This is a genomic window from Thioclava electrotropha, assembly GCF_002085925.2.
GTDB lineage: Bacteria > Pseudomonadota > Alphaproteobacteria > Rhodobacterales > Rhodobacteraceae > Thioclava > Thioclava electrotropha.
On record NZ_CP053562.1, the window covers coordinates 2,789,550 to 2,806,615 of the forward strand.

The 17,066-nt window shown below is 61.4% G+C and carries 17 protein-coding genes; 10 read left to right on the forward strand and 7 right to left on the reverse strand.

All coding sequences use genetic code 11. The features are described from left to right. Positions 1-33 precede the first annotated feature (33 nt). From AKL02_RS13260 to AKL02_RS13305, 10 genes are all read left to right on the forward strand, one after another. Positions 34-963 carry a LysR family transcriptional regulator gene (locus AKL02_RS13260; RefSeq protein WP_232621620.1) on the forward strand — a complete coding sequence of 310 codons (930 nt, stop codon included), beginning with the start codon at positions 34-36 and terminating at the stop codon, positions 961-963. 183 nt (positions 964-1,146) lie between these two features. After that, positions 1,147-2,010 (forward strand): aldo/keto reductase, encoded by an 864-nt coding sequence (locus tag AKL02_RS13265; protein ID WP_083078944.1) that lies wholly within the window; start codon positions 1,147-1,149, stop codon positions 2,008-2,010. A 153-nt stretch (positions 2,011-2,163) separates the two neighbouring features. Next, entirely contained in the window at positions 2,164-2,925 is a 762-nt protein-coding gene (locus AKL02_RS13270; protein ID WP_083078945.1) for a carboxymuconolactone decarboxylase family protein, read from the forward strand. Positions 2,926-2,936: 11 nt separating this feature from the next. After that, complete coding sequence (locus tag AKL02_RS13275) at positions 2,937-3,575, forward strand: NADPH-dependent F420 reductase (RefSeq protein ID WP_083078946.1); 639 nt, start codon at positions 2,937-2,939, stop codon at positions 3,573-3,575. A gap of 36 nt (positions 3,576-3,611) precedes the next feature. After that, positions 3,612-4,007, forward strand: coding sequence for a (R)-mandelonitrile lyase (locus tag AKL02_RS13280; protein WP_078601764.1), 396 nt, complete (start codon positions 3,612-3,614; stop codon positions 4,005-4,007). A 75-nt stretch (positions 4,008-4,082) separates the two neighbouring features. After that, positions 4,083-4,763 (forward strand): dihydrofolate reductase family protein, encoded by a 681-nt coding sequence (locus AKL02_RS13285; RefSeq protein ID WP_083078947.1) that lies wholly within the window; start codon positions 4,083-4,085, stop codon positions 4,761-4,763. 234 nt (positions 4,764-4,997) lie between these two features. After that, positions 4,998-5,654, forward strand: coding sequence for a TetR/AcrR family transcriptional regulator (locus tag AKL02_RS13290; protein ID WP_083078948.1), 657 nt, complete (start codon positions 4,998-5,000; stop codon positions 5,652-5,654). Further along, entirely contained in the window at positions 5,647-6,600 is a 954-nt protein-coding gene (locus tag AKL02_RS13295; protein WP_083078949.1) for an HlyD family secretion protein, read from the forward strand. The genes AKL02_RS13290 and AKL02_RS13295 overlap by 8 nt, the downstream gene beginning before the upstream one ends. Beyond that, entirely contained in the window at positions 6,597-7,577 is a 981-nt protein-coding gene (locus tag AKL02_RS13300) for an ABC transporter ATP-binding protein (protein ID WP_083078950.1), read from the forward strand. The genes AKL02_RS13295 and AKL02_RS13300 overlap by 4 nt, the downstream gene beginning before the upstream one ends. Beyond that, positions 7,574-8,707, forward strand: a complete 1,134-nt coding sequence (locus AKL02_RS13305) for an ABC transporter permease (protein WP_083078951.1) — start codon at positions 7,574-7,576, stop codon at positions 8,705-8,707. Before AKL02_RS13300 ends, AKL02_RS13305 begins: the two co-directional genes overlap by 4 nt. 281 nt (positions 8,708-8,988) lie before the next feature. Here the strand turns inward: AKL02_RS13305 and AKL02_RS13310 are convergent, their stop codons facing one another. The 7 genes from AKL02_RS13310 to AKL02_RS13340 all read right to left on the reverse strand — a co-directional run bounded on the left by AKL02_RS13310 (position 8,989) and on the right by AKL02_RS13340 (position 16,955). After that, positions 8,989-10,842, reverse strand: coding sequence for a TniQ family protein (locus tag AKL02_RS13310; protein WP_133051980.1), 1,854 nt, complete (start codon positions 10,840-10,842; stop codon positions 8,989-8,991). Positions 10,843-10,847: 5 nt separating this feature from the next. Further along, entirely contained in the window at positions 10,848-11,813 is a 966-nt protein-coding gene (locus tag AKL02_RS13315; protein ID WP_083078953.1) for a TniB family NTP-binding protein, read from the reverse strand. Between the two features lie 3 nt (positions 11,814-11,816). Next, positions 11,817-13,955, reverse strand: coding sequence for a TnsB C-terminal domain-containing protein (locus tag AKL02_RS13320; protein ID WP_083078954.1), 2,139 nt, complete (start codon positions 13,953-13,955; stop codon positions 11,817-11,819). After that, entirely contained in the window at positions 13,952-14,662 is a 711-nt protein-coding gene (locus AKL02_RS13325; RefSeq protein ID WP_083078955.1) for a PDDEXK family nuclease, read from the reverse strand. Before AKL02_RS13325 ends, AKL02_RS13320 begins: the two co-directional genes overlap by 4 nt. A 590-nt stretch (positions 14,663-15,252) precedes the next feature. Beyond that, positions 15,253-15,885: a hypothetical protein gene (locus AKL02_RS13330; protein WP_133051981.1), complete on the reverse strand. Its 633-nt coding sequence runs from the start codon at positions 15,883-15,885 to the stop codon at positions 15,253-15,255. Between the two features lie 349 nt (positions 15,886-16,234). Further along, positions 16,235-16,567, reverse strand: a complete 333-nt coding sequence (locus AKL02_RS13335; RefSeq protein WP_083078957.1) for a peptidoglycan-binding domain-containing protein — start codon at positions 16,565-16,567, stop codon at positions 16,235-16,237. Positions 16,568-16,688: 121 nt separating this feature from the next. Continuing rightward, positions 16,689-16,955, reverse strand: a complete 267-nt coding sequence (locus tag AKL02_RS13340) for a hypothetical protein (protein WP_083078958.1) — start codon at positions 16,953-16,955, stop codon at positions 16,689-16,691. Positions 16,956-17,066: the final 111 nt, after the last annotated feature.

The window sequence follows — 17,066 nt, forward strand, 5'->3', positions numbered from 1 at the left end:
CCACGCGCATATATCGTGAGGGAGACCCGCCCGATGGCGACACCAACATTCAGCGAGGCCTCCCTCATGCTGCGCGAGAATATCAACGATCTGATCGCCTTGGCCGCCGTCGCCGAAGAGCGCAGCTTCACCAAGGCCGCGGCGCGGCTCAACGTCTCGCAATCCGCGCTGAGCCACACGATCAAGGCGCTGGAGCAACGGCTGGGGCTGCGGTTGCTGACGCGCACCACGCGATCCGTTGCGCCGACGCTCGAGGGCGAGGATCTTCTGGCCACGCTCAACCCCTGCTTCGAGATGATCGAGGCGCGGCTGCGCGCACTCGATGACGCGCAGGACCAGCCCACGGGCACGGTGCGCATCGTCTCCACCGATTACGCGATCGAAACGGTGCTTTGGCCGAAGCTCTCGCCGCTGCTCAAGCAATACCCCTCGATCAATGTCGAGCTGGTGATGGATTACGGCTTCACCGATCTGGCCTCGGCGCAATGCGATGCCGGGGTGCGCTATGGCGACAGCGTGAGCGAGGGGATGATCGCCACAAGGATCGGCCCGGACGAACGGATGCTCTGTGTTGGCGCGCCGTCCTATTTCGAAGCGGCGGGCGTGCCGCAGACCCCGCATGATCTGAGCGAGCATAACTGCATCAACCTGCGGCTGGCGACGCATGGCGCACTCTATGCCTGGGAATTCGAGGATGCCGAGGGCCACGAAATCCGGGTGAAGGTCTCCGGTCAGGCCTGCTTCAACACGATTGGCCTCGTCCAGCACGCAGCGCTTGACGGGCACGGGCTGGCGCTGGTGCCGGATCGGCTCGCCGCCCCGCATCTGGAACGCGGCGCGCTGCAATCCTGTCTCGAGGAATATTGCCCCTATTTCCCGGGATTTTACCTCTATTACCCCAGCCGTCAGCGCCCCTCCTCGGCTTTCGGGGCGGTACTGGAAGCCCTGCGCGAGCGCAGCTGATCGGGTTCCACATTATCACGCTCGATTGAATGAACGTGCGCATTCATGGCCTTCGCTCATGAGTGCTATAAAAATTCCGCCGATTATCCTCTGGCCCAGCGCGCCCTAGATTGCAGGACATGAACCGAAGCCGTGCTCTTGAAAAATGAGGGGCGCGGCGCACTCCAATGCAAGGAGCCAGACATGATCCTGAACGAAACCCTTACCCTCCCCAATGGCGTCGAGATCCCGAAACTGGGCCTTGGCACCTGGATGATCGACGATGACAAGGTAGCCGATGCGGTGAAGGCCGCTGTCGAGATGGGCTATCGCCATATCGACACCGCGCAGGCCTACGGAAACGAGCGCGGCGTCGGCGAAGGCATCCGCAATTGCGGTGTTCCGCGCGACGAGATCTTCGTGACCACCAAGCTCGACGCGGGCATCAAGAACTATGCTGACGCGAAAGCCGCCATCGACGGCTCGCTCGAGACGCTCGGGCTCGACAAGATCGACCTGATGATCATCCACAGCCCGAAGCCCTGGACTGAGTTCCACGGCGACGATGGCTACTTCGAGGGCAACCTCGAGGCGTGGCGCGCGCTGGAAGAAGCCTATGAGGCGGGCAAGCTGCGCGCGATCGGCGTGTCGAACTTCGAGAAGGCGGATCTCGACAACCTGCTCGACAATGCGAAGGTCAAGCCGATGATCGACCAGATCCTCGCGCACGTGTCGAACACGCCCTTCGAGCTGATCGACTATATCCAGAGCAACGGCATGGTCGCCGAGGCCTATTCGCCGATCGGTCACGGCCAGATCCTCGACAATGCCGAGATCAAGGCGATGGCCGAGAAATACGGCGTCAGCGTCCCGCAGCTCTCGATCCGCTACGTGCTGCAACTGGGCATGGTGGCCCTTCCGAAGACCGCCAACCCCGATCACATGCGCTCCAATGCGGGGCTCGATTTCGAGATTTCCGACGCCGATATGGAGGCGCTGAAATCGGTCGAAGAGATCAAGGATTACGGCGAAGCGAGCATGTTCCCCGTCTATGGCGGGCAGCTTTAAGCCAGACCATCGCACCGCCGGGCCTGTCCCGGCGGTGCCTCTCAGGCCTTTCGATGAATCTCGCTCATGAGTGACTTGGCTTGATGCGGCATTAACCTGAACGCCGCCTCCCCCATCTCTGAAGGACAAGATCAACCCGACAGGAGAGATGATATGAAAACCCGTTTTGCAGCTTCCGCCTTTGCTCTGATCGCGTCCTCGGCCTCCGGCGAGGCGCTCGATCGCACCATCCCCGACGCCGTTGGCCGCGCGGCCCCCGCCCTCGAGGCCTATTCCACCAATGACCTTCTCGGCTCGGTCTGGACCGGCGAACAGCTGTCCATGCGGGACCGCTCGCTCGTGACCTTCGCGGCGCTGATGACCCGCCACGAGACCGGAAACCTCCAGCGTTTCGTCGAACTCGCGCTCGATAGCGGTGTGACGCCGGCCGAACTGTCGGAAACCGTCACCCATCTCGCCTTCTACACCGGCTGGGGCAATGCGACCGCCGCGGCCGAGGCGATGGCCCCGGTCTACGAGGCGCGCGGGATCGCCGCGGACAGCCTTCCCGGCGCAGAGGTCGACCTGCTGGCGCTCGATGAGGAGGCCGAGGAATCGCGCGAGAGTTTCGTGCGCGGCACCTATGGCGATGTCTCGATGGGCGTGGTCGACAATACGCGCGAGCTTCTGTTCCGCGACCTCTGGCTGCGTCCCGATCTCGCGCCGCGCGACCGCTCGATGGTCACCGTCGCAGCCCTGATCGCGGCAGGCCAGCCCGAGCAGATGACCTTCCACCTCAACCGCGCGATGGATAACGGGCTGACGCAGGAGGAAGCGGGCGCGATGCTCTCGCATCTGGCCTTCTACGCGGGCTGGCCCAAGGTCTTCTCGGCGCTGCCGGTGGCCAAGGACGTCTTCGAAAACCGCGCCGAATAAAGGACCCTGCCATGAAGATCGCCATTCTCGGATCGGGACTGATGGGCGCGAAGCTCGGACGGATCTGGGCGCAATGCGGCCACGAGCTGCGCTTCGCCTATTCGCGCAGTCCGGCCAAGCTGGACCGGCTCGCCGCCGAGACCGGCGGGTGCGCGACGAGCGTCTCCGAGGCGGTCGCGGGTGCAGATGCGATCCTGCTCGCCGTGCATTGGAGCCGGATCGAAGATGTGCTGGCTCAGGCCGGCGACATGGCGGGTCAGGTGGTGCTCAACTGCTGCGTCCCGCTCGATACGAGCAATAGCGATCTCGTGCTCGGCCCCAAGACCTCCGGGGCCGAGCAACTCGCTACGATGCGCCCGCAAGCGCGCTGGGTGGCCACATTCAACACCTCTCCCTCCGAGAGCTTCGCCCCGGTCTTCGCGCGCAAGGGACAGGCCGACCCGCCGCAGCTTCTGATCTACGGCGATGACGACGGCGCGAAATCCATCGCGCGCGGGCTGATCGAAGATATCGGCTTTACGCCGGTTGATGCGGGCGGGCTGCGCACCGGGCGCTTCGTCGAACCCTTTGCAATGGTCACCGCCGAGCTAGCCTATGGGCAACCCGGCGGTCCCGCCCTGACCTATCGTTTCGAAAAACTGCGCGGCTAAGCCCGCGCTCCCCTACCCCAAGAAAGGAGTTTTCCCATGAAAATCATTCGCTCCGGCACCAACGCCTCGATGCAGGGCCCCGAAGACTGGTTCACCGGCACCGTCCGCGTCGATCCGCTGTTTCAGGCCGAAGAGCCCGGCCGCACCTCGGGCAGCCATGTCACCTTCGAGCCCGGCGCGCGCACCGCATGGCACACCCACCCGGCGGGTCAGACCCTGATCGTCACCTTCGGGCGCGGCCGCGTCCAGCGCGAAGGCGGCCCCGTCGAAGAGATCAGCCAGGGCGACGTCGTGTGGTTCCCGGCAGGCGAAAAGCACTGGCACGGCGCCTCTTCCGAGACCGCGATGAGCCATATCGCGGTGCAGGAAAGCATCGACGGCTCGCCGGTCACCTGGCTCGAGAAAGTCGCCGACGAAGACTATAACGGCTGACCTTGAGGGCCGGGCCCGCGCGGCTCGGCCTTCTCTTTCTTCTTCCCAAGATTTTTCAAAGCACGAGGCCCCGCAATGCCCCGGCCACATATCACTTGCCATATGATCACCACGCTCGACGGACGATTGAAGACCGAAGGGTGGCCCTATTCCGAAGACGAATTGCTGACGATCTACGATGCGGTCGGCACCCGTTTGGAGGGGCAAGGCTGGATCATCGGGCGCGCCTCGCTCGAAGGCTGGGTGCCGCATGTCGAGCCGATGCTCGACCCCGCGCCCACCGCACGGCCCGATCGACTGGCGGATCTGGCGAGACGCACTCTCGGCGTCGTGTTCGACCGCAAGGGGCGGCTCTTGCCGGATACGGACGAACTCGAAGGCGACCATCTGGCGATCGTGCTCTCCGAGCGCGTCGCGCAGGCGCATGTCGAGCGGCTGATCGATCGCGGCATCTCGGTCGTGTTCGGCGGTCCCGACGGGGACGACATCGAGGGCGCGCTGACCCGCATCGCCGAGGGGTTCGCGATCGACCGGCTGTTGCTTGAAGGCGGCGGCACCTTGAACGGCACCTTCCTCGCCAAGGGGCTGATCGACGCGACCAGCACCCTGATCCTGCCGGTGATCGACGGCAATAGCGGCGCGCCTGCGATCTACGAACAAGGCACTGGCCCCGTGCAATCTCTGGAGCTGGTGCAGACCGAGACGCTGGAGCACGGTGTCGTCTGGCTCCGCCACCGCGTGAGCAGGGAAAGCTGAGACAGGCTTGCCCCAAAGCCCCGCGCGCCATCGTGGCGCTCGGGGCGGCGCAACGCTCAGCGAAGCATGGCGCAACGGTGCCTCCTCGCCTCGAGCGATTTTTCCTTCAACTTCCGCGAAAGACAAACTGCGTCGGGCCTACCCCCCCTCGCCTTTTTCCTAAAGTTGTCGGAAGACATAAGGGACTATGTCAAAATTCTTGCTACTGACTGACCGGTCAGTTATTTTCTCCCCATGACAGATCCCGACTCGCCCGAACCCAAATTTCGACGTCGCGCAGAGGCGCGGCCTGACGAGGTGCTCGACGCGGCGCTCTCACTCTTCGATGAAAAAGGCTATGCCCATACATCGGTGGCGCAGATCGCCAAGACGGCGGGTCTCTCGAAGGGGGCCGTCTATCTCTATTTCCCGTCGAAGCAGGCGATCCTCGAAGGCTTGGTGCGCAGGGCCGTTTCCCCGATCGCCACACGGGCGCAAGCGCTTGTCGATCTGACGTCCGACGACGCGCGCGCCACGCTGCGCGCGCTGTTCTCGCTCATCGCGACCTCGCTGGGGGATCCGAAAGTTCTGGCGGTCCCGAAGGTCGTGATCCGCGAGGCTGTCGTCGCCCCCGAGATCGCCGCGATGTATCGGCGCGAGGTGTTCGACCACGTCCTGCCCGCGGCGACCGAAATCATCCGACAGGGCATCGCCTCGGGCCAACTGCGCCCGGTCGATCCCGAACTGACCCTGCGCTCGATCATCGGCCCGATCGTCGTCCATCTCCTGCTTGCGGAGATCTTCGACGTTGTGCCGGAGGACGGGCTGTCGCTCGATCGGCTGATCGAGAACCACCTCGACATTCTATTCCACGGCGTTTTCCTGTCACCGGAGGGTTCGACCGATGCTTGATACCATTGTTGCGTGGATCAGCGCCCTGCTCACCGCGATCATTCCCGGCTACGGGGACGCCCCGGTGCCGCATTACTCGGGCTATGTGGAGGGCGAATACGTCTATGTCGCCCCCTCGGTCACCGGACGCATCAAGACGCTGGCGGCGATCGAAGGCGACAGCGTGAAGGCCGATCAGTTCCTGTTCGATATGGATTCGACGAAGCAGCAGGCTGCGGTCCGCGCCGCCGAGGCCAAGATCGGGACCGCGAGTGCCAATCTGAACAACCTCGAAACCGGCTCGCGCGACCCCGAGATCGAGGTGATCAAGGCCTCGCTGGAGCAAGCCATCGCGCATCGCAATCTCGCGGAATCCGCGCTGAAACGCACCGAGGACCTGTTCGCCCGCGAGATCGTCGCGCAGGCCAAGGTGGATGTCGACCGCGCCGCACTCGAAGAGGCCGAGGCGCAGGTGGCCCAGCTCAAGGCGCAGCTCGAAGTGGCGGCCCTGCCCGCGCGCAGTGCGCAGGTTCTCGCAGCCCAGAAAACGCTCGAGGCGGCACAGGCCGATGCCGATCTCGCCCGGTCGCAGCTCGATGACATGACGGTCACCGCGCCCGTGGCCGGTCGGATCGAGACGGTCTATTACAAGGCCGGGGAAGTGGCCGCCGCCGGGTCGCCCGTGCTGTCGATCCTGCCGCCAAACGCGCTCAAGGTCCTCTTCTTCCTGCCCGAGGCCGAGCGCGCGGATTTCGCCATTGGCGATCAGCTGGAGATGGAATGCGACGGCTGCGATCCGAGCATCAAGGTGACGATCAGCAAGATGGCCTCCGAGCCGCAATACACACCCCCGATCATCTATTCGCGCGAAGAACGCTCGCGGCTCGTGTTCCGAGCCGAAGCGCGCATCCCGGCGGGCGCGTCGCTCCTGCCGGGCCAGCCGGTCAGCCTGAGGCGGCTGCAATGAGCACGACACCCGCCGAAAGCGTAAGCGCCCAGAGCGACCCCGCGATCGTCGTGAAGGGGCTCACGAAGATCTACAACGGCAAGAAGGTGGTAAACGCGGTCGATATGTCAGTGCCGAAAGGCGCGATCTACGGCTTCATCGGCCCCAACGGCTCGGGCAAGACCACCACGATCCGGATGATGTGCGCCCTGCTCACCCCCGATGGCGGCGAGGGTCACACCCTTGGTTACGACATCCACAAGGACGCGCGCGCGATCAAGGAAAACGTCGGCTACATGACGCAGAAGTTCTCGCTCTATGGCGATCTGACGATCCGCGAGAACCTCGACTTCATGGCGCGGATGTATCGGGTGAAGAACCGCAAGAAGGTGGTAGACGAGACCCTGCGGACGCTTGGCCTCGAAGGGCGCGGCAAGCAGTTGGCGGGCACGCTGTCGGGGGGCTGGAAACAGCGTCTGGCACTGGCCGCCTGCATGCAGCACAAGCCCGCGCTCCTGCTTCTCGACGAACCCACCGCCGGGGTCGACCCGAAGGCGCGGCGCGACTTCTGGGACGAGATCCGCCAGCTCAGCAAGCAGGGCGTCACGGTGCTGGTCTCGACGCATTACATGGATGAGGCGGTGCAATGCGATTACATCGCCTACATCGCCTATGGGAAGAAGCTGATCGACGGCCCCGCGGCCGAGATCCCGCATCAGGTCGGCCTGACCACATGGCGGGTCTCCGGCCCCGACTTGATCCAGCTCGAAGACGAGTTGCGCGCCGATCCGCGGGTCGAGCAGGTCGCGCGCTTCGGCGCCCAGCTTCATGTGTCCTCGACCGACAGCGCCGGGCTCGACGCGGTCGTCGCTGAAAAGAGCGGAGAGAACGACGCGCGCAAATGGGAGAAGAAAGAGGCCGAGCTTGAGGAGGTCTTCATCTACCTGATGGCGACAGCGGCCGACAATTTCGGTGTCAACGGAGGCCCCTCCGCATGAGCTGGTTCTCGGTCTCGCGTTTCGGAGCGGTGCTCTACAAGGAATTCATCCAGATGCGGCGCGACCGGATGACCTTCGCGATGATGATCGGCATCCCGATCCTGCAGCTGGTCATGTTCGGCTACATCATCAACTCCGACCCGCATCACCTGCCGACCCTGATCGAAATGGCCGACGAGAGCCCGGTTGCGCGTGCGGTGCTGTCGGGCATGGAGACCTCGGATTATTTCAAATTCGAAGGTATCGTGACCAGCGCCGAGGAAGGCGATCAGGCGCTCCGCGACGGCACGGCGAATTTCGTCGTGGTCATCCCACCCAATTTCGAGCGTGACATCGTGCGGGGCCTGTCGCCGAAGCTGCTCGTCAGCGCCGACGCGTCCGACCCGACGGCTGTGGGCACCGCAGTCGGCGCGCTGTCAGGGATCATCGACACTGCGGTGAAACAGACCTTCCAGGGCCCCTTCGCCCCGGTCGCAGGCCAGCCGCCGCCCTTCTCGGTCGTGGTGCACAAGCAATTCAACCCGGCGAGCAAAACCTCGCTGAACATCGTGCCCGGCCTGATCGCCGTGATCCTTGCGATGACGATGGTGCTGATCACCGCGATCGCGATCGTGCGCGAGACAGAGCGCGGCACGATGGAGACCCTGATCGCCACACCGGTCCGGCCGCTCGAGGTGATGCTGGGCAAGATCCTGCCCTATGTCGTGATCGGCTACATCCAGACCGTCGTGTTCCTGATCGCCGGGAAGCTTCTGTTCGGGGTGCCGTTCCTCGGATCGGGGCTGGCCTTCTTCATCGGGTTCAACCTCTACATCGTAGTGAACCTCGCCCTCGGCTTCCTGATCTCGACCCTCGTGCGCACCCAGATGCAAGCGATGCAGGCGAGCTTCATGACAATCCTGCCCACCATCCTGCTCTCGGGTTTCATGTTCCCCTACGCCGGCATGCCCGGCTGGGCGCAGGTGATCGGCTCGGCGATCCCCGCCACGCATTTCCTGCGCATCGTGCGCAAGGTGATGCTGAAAGGCGCGCACCTGACCGACATCACCGGCGACTTGCGGGCGATCTTCATCATCGGCGTGGTGATCATGCTGATCTCGATGCTGCGCTATCGGCAGACGCTGGATTGAGGCGCTTCGGCTCCTGAAATCAGGTCGAAGCTCGTAACCCGCAGAAAAAAGAAAAGCCCCTGACCAAGAGGTCAGGGGCAGGTCTATTTATTGTGGAATCTCCCATAAAACGTCCACTCTCTCGAAAACGTGCGCTGCAAGCCATTGATTTTAAATGCATCCGAACGCGACTCAAAGCTGATCGGCGGCCAAATTGTCCATTTTGCTAGCAATTAGTGTCCATCGAAAGATCATAAAAAAATGCCGCCCGAAGGCGGCATTTGGGTCTCGGATTGAGCGGCTTAGGTTCTGCGCTTGGTGATTTCCGGAGGCAGATCAGAACGATGGTAGATCATCGCTCCAAATTCTCGGGGATTGAACAATGGCTTAACGCCATACGCGTCCAAGAAAGATTTCGCGGCAGCCCTCTTGATCCCGTATTCCAATTTAAGCTGATGTCCGAATACGAAGCGCTTCCGGAACCGATCGAGCGCCTCAGGCGATACCCATTTTTCGCGCCGGCCAGGAAGGTCGACTACATCAAGGAGAGCGCCCCCTTCGCGCTCGCGGAACAACGAGTTTGTGGCAACTTGGTTAAGGCCCAACACCAGCATCACCATCTCAGCGGACATTCCTGGCAGGGGTAAATTGCTAGGGGCAGAAAACTCCTTGGGATCAATGACCACCCCTCTGAAACCCGCGACATTCGCCAGGCGGAAGACCCGGTGAACCCGCCCTGCGAGCAAGCGGCGAAGGACGTATTCGTTCGTCATGCGTGACCGCTCCACACATTTCGCGATTGTAGTCATACCCGGGGGAATGCTTTCAACTTGGCGAGGCACAATGCTTTCAAGCCGTCGAAGCAAGCTGAGCATCTCCCGCTCATCGATTGAACGACTGAGCTTCCCTCTGGCCTCGCCATCCAGCCTCACCTGCGACAGAGCACCGATCTGCAGAAGCGTGGACACCATCGGGCGCGATGCGTTGAGAATGTCTCCCGCGCGCGTGAAAGGCACAGCCGAACGGATCGCATCGCTTGTCGCACGCCCCACCGTCGCATCGACAAGCAGCTCCGAGCAGGTTTGTGACACCGCTCCGCGATCAAGAGCCCCACGTGAAATAAGAACGTCGCGCAACGTCAGAGCATGGACACGATACTGCCTCGCCAACGTGGCTACGCTGCACAATTTGGGATTGCGAACCACCTTCCCGAGAACCATCGCGCCCGGCGCAACATCCATCGTATTTACGATGTGACTGCGCAGAATATCACTGATTTCCCCGGGATCCTTGCGAAGCTTGTGCGAAGAAAGCCAATGGTAGAGCATGCCGAAGACCGCCCCTCGGCTGAGGCAATTCCGACCGCTTGCTTTGGCATCAACTTGGAGGTGTTCCAGCGCCTCGCGAATACCGGCCTCTCCCTTGCACACGTATGGCCAGCCGTAATCTGCCGCCCGGACCCAGTCGAGCATCCCAAGATCGACCGGCTTCGCCTCGGGACCAAAGGCAAGGACCGCACCAAGCATTTCAGTTGCACGCACGGCCTGCTCGATCGGCTGCCGATCCAACCATTCCGGCCCCTTGCCTCCCTGAAAATGGGTCACGACGTAGTTCTGAAGCAGCGATCGTGTCGCAGACGGGGTAACATCCGCCATGCGCAAGAGTTGCTCTCGCGTCTCAGGCGCAAGGACCGGCAGCTCGTGGAGGAAGTCATCCCAACTGCCTCTTCTGCGCTCGAGGAGAGGGAGAGAATGTTGCGGGCAGACACGCGTAGACTGCAGCAACCAATCAAGCCGGTGCGAGCGCACCGTAGAGCTGCGTCCCCCGCGGGCATCATCTTCCCCCAGACAAGCGGGACAAAACCGCGTCACAGGCCCTGTAGTGAACTCCGCGCTGAAGGTCTCGCGGCGCAGGCGATACTGGCGGGGCCCGATCCGCGTGATGGCGTTGCGACGAAGGCGGAACAAATCCTGGCCGGCCTTGGCAGACAGTCGCAGAAGCGCCTCCTCACATCCCGCGGAAAGGCGGTTGGGTGCAATCCCCAAATCATTGAGAAATGGCACCAGCCGCCCTCCCGTATGGAACGCGGCGAGGCGCGAAGCCCAGGACAGGACGGTCTCTTCGGCGTGGAACAGAAGATCGGGTCGAAGCTGCATCACGATCACCCCCTGCCCTTTCGGCGCCGACGTGGCGAAGGCGCTTCCTCCGCCTCCCCATCCGGCCGTAGGTTCCACCAATCCTCGACGAGGAACACATTGCGCTCGGACGCAGCGCCCTCATGCAGCGCGTAGGCTTCCGCGAAGTGATCCATATCCAGCCGATCCGCGCCGTCCATCAGCGCGCGTTCGATCGCATTCACGACGACCTCCACGGTCCGTCCGAAGCGATACCTTGCCGCATGGGTCACGCGCGCGACGAGATCCGTCTCGGCCGGAGGCGCGAGGCCCGCCCTTTGGCAGTAGGACTCGATGAGACCGGCGATCTGGTCGCCGTCGGTTTTCGGATCGACCGGCGGCAGAATGAGGCTCGTGAATCTGCGTTGGACTTGCGGGTCGGAGCGCACGACCTCCGCGAGCGCGGACGTGCCCGACAGGATAACAATGACAGCGGCATCCCCCTGCATCAGCGATTTCAGGGCGCGTAGGATCAGGTTTCGATCGGCACAGAACAGGTCGTGCGCCTCGTCGATCCAGATCGCCACGACCCCAAGCATGGAAATCCGCTCGCGCAGAAGCTCCATCATCGACCAGACTTCCCGGCTCTTTGAGACATCGGGATAGCCGCTGTCCTTGAGCAGCTCGCGCGTCATGCTCTTGAGGGTCGCAGGGCTCGGCACCGCCGCGTCCAGATAGCGCTTCGGCGCTCCCGGCTCGGCCTGAAGGGCCGCACAACGATCCAGGCCCCGCTGGACGAGCGTGGATTTGCCGCCACCCGGCTCGTCGATGATCATGATCCCCCGCGTTTCACCCGTGGAGGTGAACCGCAAAGCGGACGGCAACGGATTGCCGTCCGCGTCATGCGCCAGAAGTCGTTGGAGTTGGGACGCGAATTCCGCGTCCCGAGGGTTGGTTACGTGCAGCCCGCGCAGGTCTTCGAGGATCCGCATCACCTTGCCGATATCATTCATGGCTCAGTCCTCCACGTTCCAGTCAGAAGATTTCCCCTTGCGCTTGCGCTTGGGTTTCGCGGCCGTCTCTTCCTTCTCCGGGGAAGGAATGGACATGCCGGGCTTGCCATCGGCGGCAGGCGCCACATCGCTCGGCGTGCGGGTCGACTCCCTGAACCCCATGAAGAGGCGCTTTTCTGCCCGTGCGAGTTTCTCCTCGGTCCACTCCTCGACGAGAAGCCCCGCCAATGCCATAGCCTGGGCGTTGCGGTCTTCGATGGCCTTGATCGCCGCGAAGATCGTGTCGTGATCGAACTCCTTGCGCCGCGGGTTTGCGCTCTTGAGTTGGCGGGCCGCCGTCAGCCAAGTTTGCGCGGCCACACCATCATAACGCTTGTCGAGCGCAGGCACCTCGACCCACTTGCCGCCGAGATAGACAAGGATCGCGCCGATGTCGCGCGGGTGCCACGCCACCTCGAGCTCGACCTCACCATCGGGGCGCATCCATCTTGCCAATTCACCCGAGTGGTAAAACAGCCCATGCACCATGATCCCAGACTTATCGAGCTTACGGGTATGGCGGACACCGAAGATCAGCCGGAAATCCCGGTTCGAAGGCGACGGTGCAACGCCAGGCGTCTTCTCCAGACGGCGCCAGCAGGTCAGCGGGGTTTCCCCGCCGAGACCGCGATGCGGTTGATTGTGGTAGATATCCACGATCCAGCGCACCATGGCGAAAGCAAAGTCGTCGAAAGTGAGTGCTGCGCGGGCTTTCGGATCAGCATCCCCCTTTTCCAGAATGCTGGAGAAGGTGTGCCCTGCCAGACGCCGCAGAAGCTTCATGGAAATCGTGCGGAACAAACGCTCGATGCGCGCGCGCATCTCAGGGGTCGCAGGCGGCGTGAACTCATGAGCGACGCCCAAATCCGCGCAGCCAGCCCGGAAGGTCTCGGAAATGAACGCCGGGCCATTATCCGTAGCAATCAGCTCCGGGCGGCCATGCATGTCCCAGGAGCCCTGCGCCCCCACCGCATCCGCCCACTTGCCCTTGTCAGAAACGATCATCTGAAGGACCTGTTTCGCGGCCGACCCGCTAGCTTCCCGACTGATCGACATCCCGACAATACAGCGCGTAGTGGCACAGATCGCGACCGTGATGACCCATCGCGCTTTCGATCCGTCGAGGCCAAGCGCTTTGCGCTCATCTTCGCTCAAAAATCCGTCCAAACCGGAGGACGCCATCAGGGTGATCGCATCGACGCGGTATTCGTCGATCTCGACGCGTTCCAAAGGCCGCGTGAGCATCAGGCCGTTTCCGACCGGTGCAAATTTCTTGCGCGCAGAATCGAGCCCATCGCGTGCTACCGTGACCTGATAGAGGTCCAGAGACTTGATCGCTTTTCGAACCGTCGACCGGCTCGGAACGCGTAGCTCGAGCTGTCCCTCGGCGCGGAGCTCCGCGTTTCGCTCGTCAAAAGCACGCATGACGTCTTCGACGATCTTCGCTTCCGTAGGGCGCGTCTCGGACATGTATCCACGGACTTCTTGCATCATGAGCGAGATCTCTGCCGGCGTCATCCGATGACCACGGTTTCCTCGAGCGGCGATCCGGTCGGCAAGCCCGGCGGCGCCCGCCTCACGATATTGCTTGACCCAGCGGCGAAGGGTGCGAGCCGAAGGTGTCTTGAAGAAATTGTTCGTTTTCGTCTTATTGGGCAAATCGTGGTTGCACGACTCATCGGCGAATTTTGCCATTAAGCCCAGCAGTTCGGCTTTGTGTGCTTCGATGGAAGCATCCGTGATCTTCATGCCCTTTCTCTGCAGTTCGAAGAACGCCTGAACCCAAGCGTCGCGCTTGGCAAACGCGACGCGATCGCGCTTCGAAAGTGCCGAAATCAGAAATTCCGCGCTTTTCAGACGCGCACGCGCCTGATGGGGAAGAAAATAGCCGATCTGGTGGGTCATTTTTCCCTGTGCTGCATATTGGTTCAGCAATTGATGGGTGAATTGGCGTGCGCGCCCGGAGCCGTCGTCTTCCTGCAGGACCCAGCCATCTTCATTGCAGTGGATGGGCCGCATCGAGATGTTGCCGATCGTAACACGATCGGTGGGAGAGAACGCGAGGCGCCGCGAGGAGATGGCGTGGCCGAATTGAAGGGTCATTGGGTCACCTTTTTCGCTTTGAAGACATTGGAATTCAGGGAGATCTGCTCGTGGCGAGCGAGTTTCAGATGGCCGGATTGGATGCGGCGGACGAAGGCGCGGAACCCATCGCCAGGTTCGTCGAAATACGCGACCAGCTCACCGAGCTTGCACAGGCCGGACATCGCATCATGGATTTCGTGGGCCAGTCGGTCCGCCGCAGGCTCCGGTCGCCGATAGGCGAAGAAGAGCTTGGCGTTGAACAGATCGATCCGATCGAGATTCTCGTCGGTCAGCAGCCGGACATCGTCCACGAAGCCGCTCTCCCGCGCCTGCTCCGCGATCCGCGACATCTCGTGCAGAAAGCGCTCGGTCACGCGGACCTGCGGCTTCACCGAATAGGCGAGCCGCGAGCCGTCGACTTCGGTGACGAGAAAGTCGAACCAGTGACGACGCATCGTTCCCTGCTCGTCTTCCCACCCGAACCCCACCTGCTCGCGCAGGTCCGCCGTGCTTTCGCGCCCCATGAGCGTCAGGCACCAGCACAGCTCGAGGTGGCTTTCGAGATGCACAATCCGACCTCCACCAGGCCCTACCAGGATCTGGCCCGTGCAATGTTCACGGGAGTGTCGATTGATCTTGCGGCCTGCCGTCGAGGGCTCGGGGAGCACAGGCGACGGATCGTTCCAGTTGGCCAAACCAACCGGGTTCATCATGTCTTCGGACATAGGTCCTCCGTTCCCGGAAATCCGGGTTCTTTCATTTTGAATGGACCGAGGAACGGAGTTGCGCCTGCCCGTATTCGGGTCTATGAACGCAAGTGAATACGCGGCCGTTCTCGGTCGTTACTTTTGGCGCGCCTCTCGGGGCGCGTTTTTTCATGCTTTTTGGTTGTGGTTGTTTCTCCTGAGATCCCGCCGAGGCGTGAAGTTTCCAGTTGGATGCGGATCCGTGCGCCATAGTTGGCAAACACTTCCTCACACCCAGAGCGAAAGCCTCAGCCAGCTATTCGCAGGACTTCACAGGCCGGAATCTTCGGCGCCTGTCCAGAAAAAAATTTGCGGAAAAACAAAACGATAGATCCTTTTTCGCAAGCTTGGAAAACTGCAATACGGAAAAATACAAAAGAAGAATAAAAAAAGAACATAAGGTGACATTTCATTATATAAACTCGCCCCTTCGCCACTTCGTTCGGAAAATTTCTTGTGGACAGTTTTAGCTTATTATTCCGAAAGCGTCTTCTGATCGAACTCGGGCAAGCCTATCTCGCCCATTCACCCCAAGAATCGAATCAAGATAAATCGATTACCTTCGTCATTCAAACGCCGGAAAGTATCTCCGCGAACTTTCGGAAGACATCTCCGCGAATAATGGTAACTCGTTCCCAATCTGGCTTCTTCTCGGTGAACTGGCCATGCGCCGCATAGTGCAAACGCAAATCTCGGTCCTGATCTTTGAAGACAAACTCGGCGGTCGGACCGACATGGCTTAGGCGCAACTCCAAGTCTCCGGCCTCTCGCCAAGCGAACACGTCTGCAAACAAGCCATCGATCCAAGCGCTAATGAAAGGGCCGAACGTCGGCGTTACTTTCATGTCCTCCAACGGCTTGTCTACGAGGTGCATAAGAAAATGAAACGTGCCGTCACGCCGAACGGAAGGTGCTTCCCACTGCTGCAGTTCATCTGCGAACATGTCTCCTCCGACGAGGCGCATCTCTTCGACGCTTTTCACGAAACCAGGTGCGTCGCGCATGCCGACGCCGCTCGCGACAGTAATTGCAACGTTGAAAATGTCGCGACCCTTCATCGCAGTAGCGCCTCGCCCGCGCCCGCCGGAAGCACGCAACCCGTGCTCCATCAAGGTGCGGCTGACTACTTCTGCGCTAACTTGCGGAACATCAAAAACCTGCGAAATCGCCTGCGCCATCTGTCTCGAGTTCGTCACGGCCAACCTCACCTCGCCTTGTGCCAAGCTGTTGTAAACTGGAGGTGAACGCAGGTCAATTCATTTTCGCATTTTTTTCGAGAAAAAAGTTCTCATTAAACGCTCTGCCTGTATCTTCGGCTATTCGAACTGACTGTCCTCGGCCAGCGAGCGAAGCGGCTTGATCGTGCGCCGGTCGGTGTCAATCGGCACGCAATCTTGGCCGAAGCGATAAACCGAAGACGGAGCTGCAGGCACGCTGGAAGTCGCCGTTCTCTCTGAATCTCGGCAACATCCGCTCGGAGCTCAAGCTGCGCATGCGCGCCGCCGAGCGGCGCGCAAAGTTGGATACCAGCCCCTCAGGGCCGTGAGGCGCTTACAGGTAGGCATCCGAGTTCAGGAAAAACACGGTCTCGATCACCTGCACCTTATGCGCCCAAGTCCAGCGCGAGGCGTTGCGCTTGTAGCGATCCGAGGCCATGAGCTGGCGATAGGCGTCAGCCGTGCCCGGCCCCCAGGCCCCATCGATCTTTCCGTGGTAATAGCCCTCGCCCTTCAGGGCTTTCTGCGCCTCTTTCCGCATAACCATGTCGCGCTGCCCGAAGACGTCGCGGACCTCGTCGATTGTGACGGTCATGGCTTGCGCCGTGGCTGCGGTCGCGGTGAGCGCCAGCGCTGCGGCCGACAGGAAAAAGCTTCTCCGGTTCATATTGTTCGAGCCTTCTTGATTTCGGTGTTCTGGAAGTCACGATCTTTGGGGGGGAATCTCCGCAGCGCAGGCTGAGCCACGGACGATTTCCTTATTCGATCGCGATTGGTTCAGGAGGGCTTCAGGCCATTTTCGGCTGACCGGACTTCGAAGCGGCAGCTGCGATGACACCCCAGATGATCGCCACCGGCCAAGTGATGAGAATACCGAAGCCGAAGGTGACCGCGCCGATGATAAGCGCGAGGATGATCATGATGATGCCCCCTACCACAGAAGCGTAAAGCAGGCCAAGCGGGCCGAAAAGTAAGGTCAGAAAGAAGGCGGCGACGACGCTTTTCTCCGGCGTAGCGTTGACGATGATCGTGGTGTTGCTTTGAGTGTCGGACATCAATTGTCTCCGTCTTTATAATACTGAATTTTTTGGTTTAGTCGCGCTTCTGCAGCGACAATTTAGAAGGTAAAACTTACCATTTTGAAAAAACCGATACGCAACGATTCT

Coding starts and splice junctions, on each gene's coding strand:
- AKL02_RS13260 (WP_232621620.1), top strand. CDS start 34: ATGGCGACACCAACATTCAGCGAGGCCTCCCTCATGCTGCGCGAGAAT.
- AKL02_RS13265 (WP_083078944.1), top strand. CDS start 1,147: ATGATCCTGAACGAAACCCTTACCCTCCCCAATGGCGTCGAGATCCCG.
- AKL02_RS13270 (WP_083078945.1), top strand. CDS start 2,164: ATGAAAACCCGTTTTGCAGCTTCCGCCTTTGCTCTGATCGCGTCCTCG.
- AKL02_RS13275 (WP_083078946.1), top strand. CDS start 2,937: ATGAAGATCGCCATTCTCGGATCGGGACTGATGGGCGCGAAGCTCGGA.
- AKL02_RS13280 (WP_078601764.1), top strand. CDS start 3,612: ATGAAAATCATTCGCTCCGGCACCAACGCCTCGATGCAGGGCCCCGAA.
- AKL02_RS13285 (WP_083078947.1), top strand. CDS start 4,083: ATGCCCCGGCCACATATCACTTGCCATATGATCACCACGCTCGACGGA.
- AKL02_RS13290 (WP_083078948.1), top strand. CDS start 4,998: ATGACAGATCCCGACTCGCCCGAACCCAAATTTCGACGTCGCGCAGAG.
- AKL02_RS13295 (WP_083078949.1), top strand. CDS start 5,647: ATGCTTGATACCATTGTTGCGTGGATCAGCGCCCTGCTCACCGCGATC.
- AKL02_RS13300 (WP_083078950.1), top strand. CDS start 6,597: ATGAGCACGACACCCGCCGAAAGCGTAAGCGCCCAGAGCGACCCCGCG.
- AKL02_RS13305 (WP_083078951.1), top strand. CDS start 7,574: ATGAGCTGGTTCTCGGTCTCGCGTTTCGGAGCGGTGCTCTACAAGGAA.
- AKL02_RS13310 (WP_133051980.1), bottom strand. CDS start 10,842: ATGCAGCTTCGACCCGATCTTCTGTTCCACGCCGAAGAGACCGTCCTG.
- AKL02_RS13315 (WP_083078953.1), bottom strand. CDS start 11,813: ATGAATGATATCGGCAAGGTGATGCGGATCCTCGAAGACCTGCGCGGG.
- AKL02_RS13320 (WP_083078954.1), bottom strand. CDS start 13,955: ATGACCCTTCAATTCGGCCACGCCATCTCCTCGCGGCGCCTCGCGTTC.
- AKL02_RS13325 (WP_083078955.1), bottom strand. CDS start 14,662: ATGTCCGAAGACATGATGAACCCGGTTGGTTTGGCCAACTGGAACGAT.
- AKL02_RS13335 (WP_083078957.1), bottom strand. CDS start 16,567: ATGAACCGGAGAAGCTTTTTCCTGTCGGCCGCAGCGCTGGCGCTCACC.
- AKL02_RS13340 (WP_083078958.1), bottom strand. CDS start 16,955: ATGTCCGACACTCAAAGCAACACCACGATCATCGTCAACGCTACGCCG.